Origin of the sequence: Virgibacillus salarius (assembly GCF_039521925.1) — a bacterium.
Taxonomy (GTDB): Bacteria; Bacillota; Bacilli; order Bacillales; family Amphibacillaceae; genus Virgibacillus; species Virgibacillus salarius.
The window spans coordinates 672-7,975 of record NZ_BAAACY010000052.1 but is presented as its reverse complement, the minus strand read 5'-3'; the positions used below and the strand labels follow the sequence as shown (position 1 = coordinate 7,975).

General features: G+C 37.9%; 6 protein-coding genes. All 6 read right to left on the bottom strand.

What is annotated here, in order from left to right:
• Nucleotides 1-386 precede the first annotated feature (386 nt).
• Genes ABDZ84_RS07305 through ABDZ84_RS07280 form a run of 6 tightly spaced genes read right to left on the bottom strand, consistent with a single transcriptional unit; the run spans nt 387 to nt 6,630 of the window.
• Complete coding sequence (locus ABDZ84_RS07305) at nt 387-1,424, bottom strand: ABC transporter ATP-binding protein (protein ID WP_121604332.1); 1,038 nt, start codon at nt 1,422-1,424, stop codon at nt 387-389.
• Nucleotides 1,421-3,160 (bottom strand): ABC transporter permease, encoded by a 1,740-nt coding sequence (locus ABDZ84_RS07300; protein ID WP_343780728.1) that lies wholly within the window; start codon nt 3,158-3,160, stop codon nt 1,421-1,423. Before ABDZ84_RS07300 ends, ABDZ84_RS07305 begins: the two co-directional genes overlap by 4 nt.
• 25 nt (nt 3,161-3,185) lie before the next feature.
• Nucleotides 3,186-4,232: an ABC transporter substrate-binding protein gene (locus tag ABDZ84_RS07295; RefSeq protein WP_026679638.1), complete on the bottom strand. Its 1,047-nt coding sequence runs from the start codon at nt 4,230-4,232 to the stop codon at nt 3,186-3,188.
• Complete coding sequence (surE, locus tag ABDZ84_RS07290; protein ID WP_026679639.1) at nt 4,233-5,018, bottom strand: 5'/3'-nucleotidase SurE; 786 nt, start codon at nt 5,016-5,018, stop codon at nt 4,233-4,235.
• Nucleotides 5,015-5,809, bottom strand: coding sequence for a sugar phosphate isomerase/epimerase family protein (locus tag ABDZ84_RS07285; RefSeq protein ID WP_051388220.1), 795 nt, complete (start codon nt 5,807-5,809; stop codon nt 5,015-5,017). The genes surE and ABDZ84_RS07285 overlap by 4 nt, the downstream gene beginning before the upstream one ends.
• Nucleotides 5,806-6,630, bottom strand: coding sequence for a PHP domain-containing protein (locus tag ABDZ84_RS07280; protein ID WP_034678148.1), 825 nt, complete (start codon nt 6,628-6,630; stop codon nt 5,806-5,808). Before ABDZ84_RS07280 ends, ABDZ84_RS07285 begins: the two co-directional genes overlap by 4 nt.
• Nucleotides 6,631-7,304 lie beyond the last annotated feature (674 nt).

Below are 7,304 nucleotides of genomic sequence, written 5' to 3'. Positions count from 1 at the left end.
GATTTTCACTTTACCCATTGTAAAAAAAGTCAACCTATTACTTATGACAAGAATTGGTGCACCTTCTCATAGCGAAGACGAATTACGTAGACTCCTGCGGGAATTGCGCGAGCCGAAAATCCACTTTGCAACGTGTTCTTCTTTGCAAAGTTAGTTGAGGCCGTGCCCGCGGAAAGCGAAGTAATTAGTCGGAGCATTGCCAATATACATCAAACATTTCAAAATAACTACTTGGCTTAAAAAAAATACAGCCAATGGCTGTATTTGACTTATATTTAAAGCATTAGTCGCTATAGATCATACTATTTAAGATTTTGACATAATATGATATCCAGATCACATCCATTCTCCAAAAATCTACGTAGAATAACTGCATGATGCCCAACCTAACCTTCTATTGGGATAACCGAGACGTTTTCACCAACTTCAAATGGTTTACTAAGCGGTATATGTCCGATAATAACTTGATCATTCACAGCTACGGAATAGTGATAATCCCTTCCTTGAAACTGTTTTGTTTTAATAGTACCGGTAAGCTCCCCGTGCTCTTTTCTTGATAATGTAATTTGCTCTGGTCGCAATGGATAGATACTCTTTTCCTTTAATTTATTGGAGATGCCCCAATCCTTCCACTTCACATTGCTATGCTTAAGGGTAAAGGAATCTCCTTCCCAACTACCCTCGAACAAATTAGCTTTTCCCACAAATTTTGCAACAAACGGCGTCTCTGGATGATAATAAATCTCTTCAGGCGTACCAATTTGTTCTATCTCTCCATTATTCATCACAACAATTCGATCTGCCATTGCCAGAGCTTCTCCTTGATCATGCGTAACATACACTATAGATGCCTTGGTTAATTGGTGGAGGTTTTGAATTTCCCGTCGCATCTCCATACGTAACTCTGCATCAAGATTACTTAGAGGTTCATCCATTAGCAATAATTTCGGCTTCGGAGCAATCGCTCTAGCAAGTGAAACACGCTGTTTCTGACCACCTGATAATTCACCAGGCATTCGGTCAGAAAAGTTTGTTAAGTTAACAATCTCCAACACCTCCTGAATTCGCTGATTGGCATCTTGCTTTATTGCTTTATCAGCAAAACGGTGATGCTGTAAGGGAAATTGAATATGCTCCTTTACATTCATATGCGGCCATAAGGCAAATGATTGGAATACCATACTTACGTTTCTTTGCTCTGGAGGAGTAGCTGTTTTCGCATTTGCTACCTCTATACCATCCAATAAAATACTTCCATCGGTAGGTGACTCAAACCCTGCCAATAAGCGTAATAGTGTTGTTTTCCCACATCCAGATGGACCGAGAATCGCAAGAAATTCCCCTTCTTGAATGGATAGATTAATACGATGAAGTGCTTGATAACTTCCAAATTTTTTGGTTACGTTTTGTACAGTTGTACTCATTTACTTTTATCCACCTTTCTGCTCCAAAAACGCTGTACAGCAAATAGCACTAAATATCCAAGCATAATTAAAGCTACAATAATACTAGAGAAGGCCGTAGCATATAAAGAATAGCCCGATTGCTGAAAGCTTAATATAGACACACCAATCGTCTCAGATGTCGAAGCGTATAGTAGAGAAGAAACAGTAAGCTCTGATAAAGCACTAAGAAACACTAACAATGCTCCACCTAAAATCCCTGGTGTAATTAAAGGAATCAAGATTTTCTTCCACTTACCTATACCATTTGTTCCACTAACTCGTGCCGCCTCTTCAATCTGAATATCTATTTGCTGAAATGCTGTCACACCACTCCTTATCTGTAAAATTAAAAATCTCGTAATATAGGCAATATATAAGATGATGGCAGATCCATAGATACCTGGGTTCCAACCTTTAATTGGTTCCATCCATGCAAATATCATCGCTAACGCTAAAACCATCCCAGGTAATGCATAAGGAACTGTAATTGCCGTTTCCATCACTTTTATCGTGGTGTTCGTTTTACGAATACGCAAATAAGCAAATATGGTTCCTGCGATTATTCCTATAACAGCAGTCACACTAGCTAGTTTCATACTAGTAAAAATAGCATCTATCGTAGAATTACTCGTTAGAATGTATTGATAATTTTTCAGCGAGAAATTTTCTGGAAGGAAATCAAGACCATATGCACGTAAAAACGAAAGCATTGCCATTGAAATTAATGGAAAAATACTTGTAACAGCAAAGAACAGCCACATCATACTTTCAACAACAATTCGCTTTTTCCCCAAAGTATAACGAGGAGTATAATCTAATTTGGTTGTTTCTACTTGTTTCGATTTCCTTAATAACAGCCATTGGACGAATAGACCAGTCACCGCCACGCCCCCTAGTATCATTGATAATACCGCAGCATGATTAAATGCGGATGTACCAAAGCCAATCACTTGTTGATAAATATATGTGGATAATACAGGGATATCAGCAGGTGTACCTAAGAAAGCAGGTATTCCAAAATTGTCTAAACTTCCTAAAAATGCAATAAATGAACCACCTACAATGCCAGGAAGTGCCATAGGCAGAATGATCTTTTTAAACGTATTCCATCGCGTTGATCCAGATATTTGGGCAGCCAGCTCTATTTCTCGAGGTATTTTTCGAAATACATGGATAGAAAATAAATAAACGAGTGGAAAATGACTAATCCCCATGACAAAGATAATTCCAGACATACTATACAAATCCCAGGAAAGGCTCGGTAATGATAAGAAAGCCACCATACGCTCCATTAATCCACCAGGGCCAAAAAATTGAACCCATGCCAACGAGGTGATATAGGAAGGAATAACAAAAGGTAAAAAAACAAACAATTGTACCAGGCGTTTCATACGAATATCTGTATATGCTACAATCCAAGCAAAAAACGTACCCAGTATAAAAGCAATGATGGTAGATCCAGTTACAATTATCAACGTATTTTTTAACACTTGCCATGTTCGCTGATCCTGCAAAATCTCTTGATAATACTGTAATGAAAATCCTTCTTCCATTGTAAAGCTCATCATCACCAATCGAATGATAGGAACGATAAAAAATATAGCTACCAGTATAATGCCAACTGTTTTCAATGATATGTTAAATAACCTAGAAGGAAATGCGCCTCTGCGCATCCCTTCTATTTTAGTTAAAGTATTCCAATCCTTATTATTCAATACAATCACCTACAATTAGTAATCCTTATTTGGAGAACAGTTCATCAAATTTCTCTTTATCTGATGCACGGCTTTCATATAACTCCTCTATCGGAGCTTGTAATACCTTAATTTCATCAAGCGATTTTAAACCCTTTGGTGGTTCAACTCCTTCACGAATCGGAGTATATCCAATCTTTGCTTGCATTTTTTGCCCTTTTTCAGACAAGATAAAATCAACAAAAGCCTTCGCTACTTCCTCTTGATCGGTATCTGCCATGATGCCAACTGGTTCTGTAATGACAGGTACACCCTCTTCTGGATAAACTAATTGAACTGGAGAACCGTCATTTGCCGCACGAGCAGCTAAATAGTCTACGACCATCCCATATGATTTTTGACCGGATGATACGTTTTCCATTACTGCTCCATTTCCTTCCGTAATCATTGGACTATTCTTTTGTACAGCTTCATAAAAATCCCAGCCAAATGCTTGATTACGGGTCAATACGCTCAAATTATATGCTGCTGCACCAGAGTACAATGGACTTGGCATGACTATTTGGTCGCTTGCATCTTCTGATGTTAACGCCTGCCATGAGGTTGGTGCTGCGGAAACCTTATCTGTATTTACAATCAGACCAGTAGCCATTATTTTTGTACCCGTGTACATACCGTCCGGATCAACAAAATCGTTCGGAATGGATTCAGCTTCTGGAGACATATAATTCATTAGCATATTTTCTTTCTTTAAACCTTCAAAGGTTACAGCATCTGCTACTAGTAAAACATCAGCTTGTACTTCTCCAGCTTGATTTTCTGCGTTAATTTTACTGATTACTTCTTCTGTTCCTGAGCGGAATATGTTTACCTTAACATCTGGATATTCTTGATTAAATGCATCCACCAGCTTCTCCGCATCTACATCAGGCTGGGAAGTGTAAAACTCTATTTCACCACTCATATCACTAGCTGCACTCGCATTCGAATCCTTATCTTTATCAGATTCATTCGAATTAGTTCCACTTTCACCGCAAGCCGCAAGAAATATTAAAAGCAATGATAATGTCATAAAAAGAACCATTCTTTTCATTTATTTTTCCTCCTGTAAATTTGTATATTGATAAAACCAGCGTGTTAATTGATCAATTCTTCTCTTTCGTGTGTGCACTAATTCAATAGGCGAGATAGTAACATATCCTTCTCGTAGCAAATGATAATCTGTTCCTTCATTTAGCTCTAATTCATGATAGTGATCCTTCAGCCAGTAATAAATGTGACCGTGGGGATCATTTAATCCAGCAAAGTTATAGCGTGATACCGATAAATCCATCGGAACCACCCGAACACCTTTACAGAGCTCTTTTGACGTGTAAGGTAAGTTCACATTAAGCATTAAATTTTTGGGGATTTTATTCTGTACAATCACCTCCACAACTTGATAAAGTAATTGTTTCACGATATCAAATTTTATTTTTCGGCTATCAAATGTTTCTAAAGACACAGAAACAGAAGGAACCTGATAGAGCATTGCTTCTTGCGCAGCAGCAATTGTTCCAGAATAGTACAAATCACGACCAACATTCGGTCCGATATTAATTCCAGAAAAAACAATATCCGGTTTTTCTGGAAGTAAGACCTCCATACCAAGCTTGACACAATCTGCCGGTGAACCGTTGACAGCAAAGGCTTCTGCATGTGAGGCAAAATCAACTTTTTTTAACTTCAATGGTTGTCTTAACGTTATTTTATGGCTATAGGCACTTTTTTCTGTTTCAGGGCAAACGACGGTTACTTCACCAAAATGGGAAAGCAAATCTGCCAACGCCTGCACACCAGGTGCAAAAATGCCATCATCATTTGTAATTAATATTTTCAAATAGATACCTTCCTCTCGATCCACTTATGGTTATAAAGAAATTGAATATGCTTTTTTAAAAAAGTTAATTCACGTGACGTGTCCATACCTTCTAGTACAATTGGAACATCCATAGTAGATAGAACTTCTAATATGTGCTGAAGCTCTACCTCTCCTTCACCTAAAGGAACATGATATTGTTCTTTACTAGAATCACTAAGGTGAATACTATTTACAAACCTTAATTGCTCCAAATATTGAATCGAGCTTTCATGCAAAGGAACATGTGCAATATCCAAAGTAACCGGAAGCTCTGTACCCACTTTATCTTGAAACACATTCATATGTTTTGGTTGGGTTAAAATCTCTTTAGCAATAGGTTCCATTAACTCTTGCGACAGTGTTACCTGCTTATCGGCAGCGTACGCTAATAATTCCTGCGTATTTTCAATTAAGCGATCCTGATGATATTCCCAAAGATAATCTTTCACCGTAAATCTGCCCGGATGAAACGTCATGTGTAACACTTGTAATTGTGACGCTAAATCAATTGATTTTTTTAGTTCTTTCACTGATTGCTCCTGTATCCCCTTATTAATGGAACAAATATTGAGATCCCAGCTGGACGCATGTAATGTTAAAGCAATACCCTCTTCTTTAGCATAATCACGCAATACCTTAGCATTAGCATCATGATGGTAGATATGTTCAGCCCACATTTCTACACCTGAAAAACAAAACTTCTTAGCAAGTGTTATTACTTCTTTCGGGTGGTAATCCCAACATAAAGAGGAAGATATAAAAAATTTCATAATTGATCAACTCGTTTCATCCAATGTTGTTTGGATTGTTCATCCAACTGCACACTTCCTATTGCAACAGAATTCCTTGCTTCCGTTCCGTGATAATCAGAACCACCGGAAACGAGCAGCTCATGTTTTTTGGCATACGCTAACCAATGATGGATATCTTCCTCGCTATGTTTAGAATGGTATACCTCTATCCCATCTATCCCATACGATATTAAATTATCTATCGGAACTGGAGAGGAATACGTTCCGGGGTGTGCTAAATAAGCCTCCCCACCACAGTCATGAATTAACGCAATTGCGTCTTTTGCAGAAAAAGCAGCACGCTCCACAAATGCTGGCTTACCTTTAATTAGTAATTCCTCATAAGCTTCTCTTGCCGTTGTAAAATATTTTTCTTTTGCAAGTGCTTCCGCTATATGTGTACGTACGATAATCTCTCCAGGGACATGCTGCCTTACACCTTCAAACGTAATCAGATAACCAAGCTGATTTAACAGCGTAATTATCTTTTTAGTCCATATAGTACGCTCCTGTTTGCGCCATAATGTATACTCAAACATTTTCCTATGGTGAGGATCAAAAAAATACCCAAGGATGTGTAGCTCTCCGTCTTCCCCATCTGTATTGAGCTCTATCCCTGGAATTAACGTAATGTGATTCGCTTCCGCATGGCGTAAAGCTGCATCATAAGCACCAATAGCGTCATGATCCGTAAAAGAAAGAATTTGTATACCTGTTGCTGCTGCTTTGTTTATTATTTCTGATGGATTATAACCTCCATCGGAAAATGTCGAATGAATGTGTAATTCTGTTTTAGTCATCAAGATCCTCCTTTCCAACACACTTATTTCGATGTCTAACTTTATTGTAGTAGCCAAATGTAAAGGAAGATTAAAGCTATAATTAAATAAAAGCTGTTTTTTTGTAAATGAAAGTTAATCATCTATTTTTACCCCAATATATGGAAAGTTATTAGAAATGCTGATGTTTTAAGCTCTAACAGGGAGAGGGATGGTCATAGTCAGCTTAAATTGTAAAGGGGAAGTAAATTATTTACGTTATATTAATACCATCTAGTTCATGTAGGAGCTATATTTAAAATTATTGTAAATTTGAGTTGTCTGCGTAACAAAAGGAAACAGAGGCTACTAGCCGTTAATAAATGGAGCGTACTTATTAACTAAAGCTTAAATTGTAGGAGCTTTTTCTAATCATAAGAGGAGTTTTTAAATAGGAAGTCTACAAACAAGGGGTAAGCGCCCTTTAACAGCAGCAAAACATAAGAAAAACCGGGCAAAAACCAGCCCGGTCCTTTCCTGTTTCCCATAGCTAGAGCACATCCGATAGTTTGTATTCGTGTCCTTGTACTCCTTTATAATACTCCGGGTACATTTCTCCTCCACATTGTTCACAGCTGAATCTTGGTGGCGTAGTTGGGTCTCCGCCATCCATCAAATCAAACTCTTCTACTACGTTATACGGTATCTTTTCTTCT

What these genes read in the sequence shown, in the direction of transcription:
- ABDZ84_RS07285 (WP_051388220.1), bottom strand. Translation starts at nt 5,809, where the DNA reads ATGAAATTTTTTATATCTTCCTCTTTATGTTGGGATTACCACCCGAAA.
- ABDZ84_RS07280 (WP_034678148.1), bottom strand. Translation starts at nt 6,630, where the DNA reads ATGACTAAAACAGAATTACACATTCATTCGACATTTTCCGATGGAGGT.
- ABDZ84_RS07295 (WP_026679638.1), bottom strand. Translation starts at nt 4,232, where the DNA reads ATGAAAAGAATGGTTCTTTTTATGACATTATCATTGCTTTTAATATTT.
- ABDZ84_RS07305 (WP_121604332.1), bottom strand. Translation starts at nt 1,424, where the DNA reads ATGAGTACAACTGTACAAAACGTAACCAAAAAATTTGGAAGTTATCAA.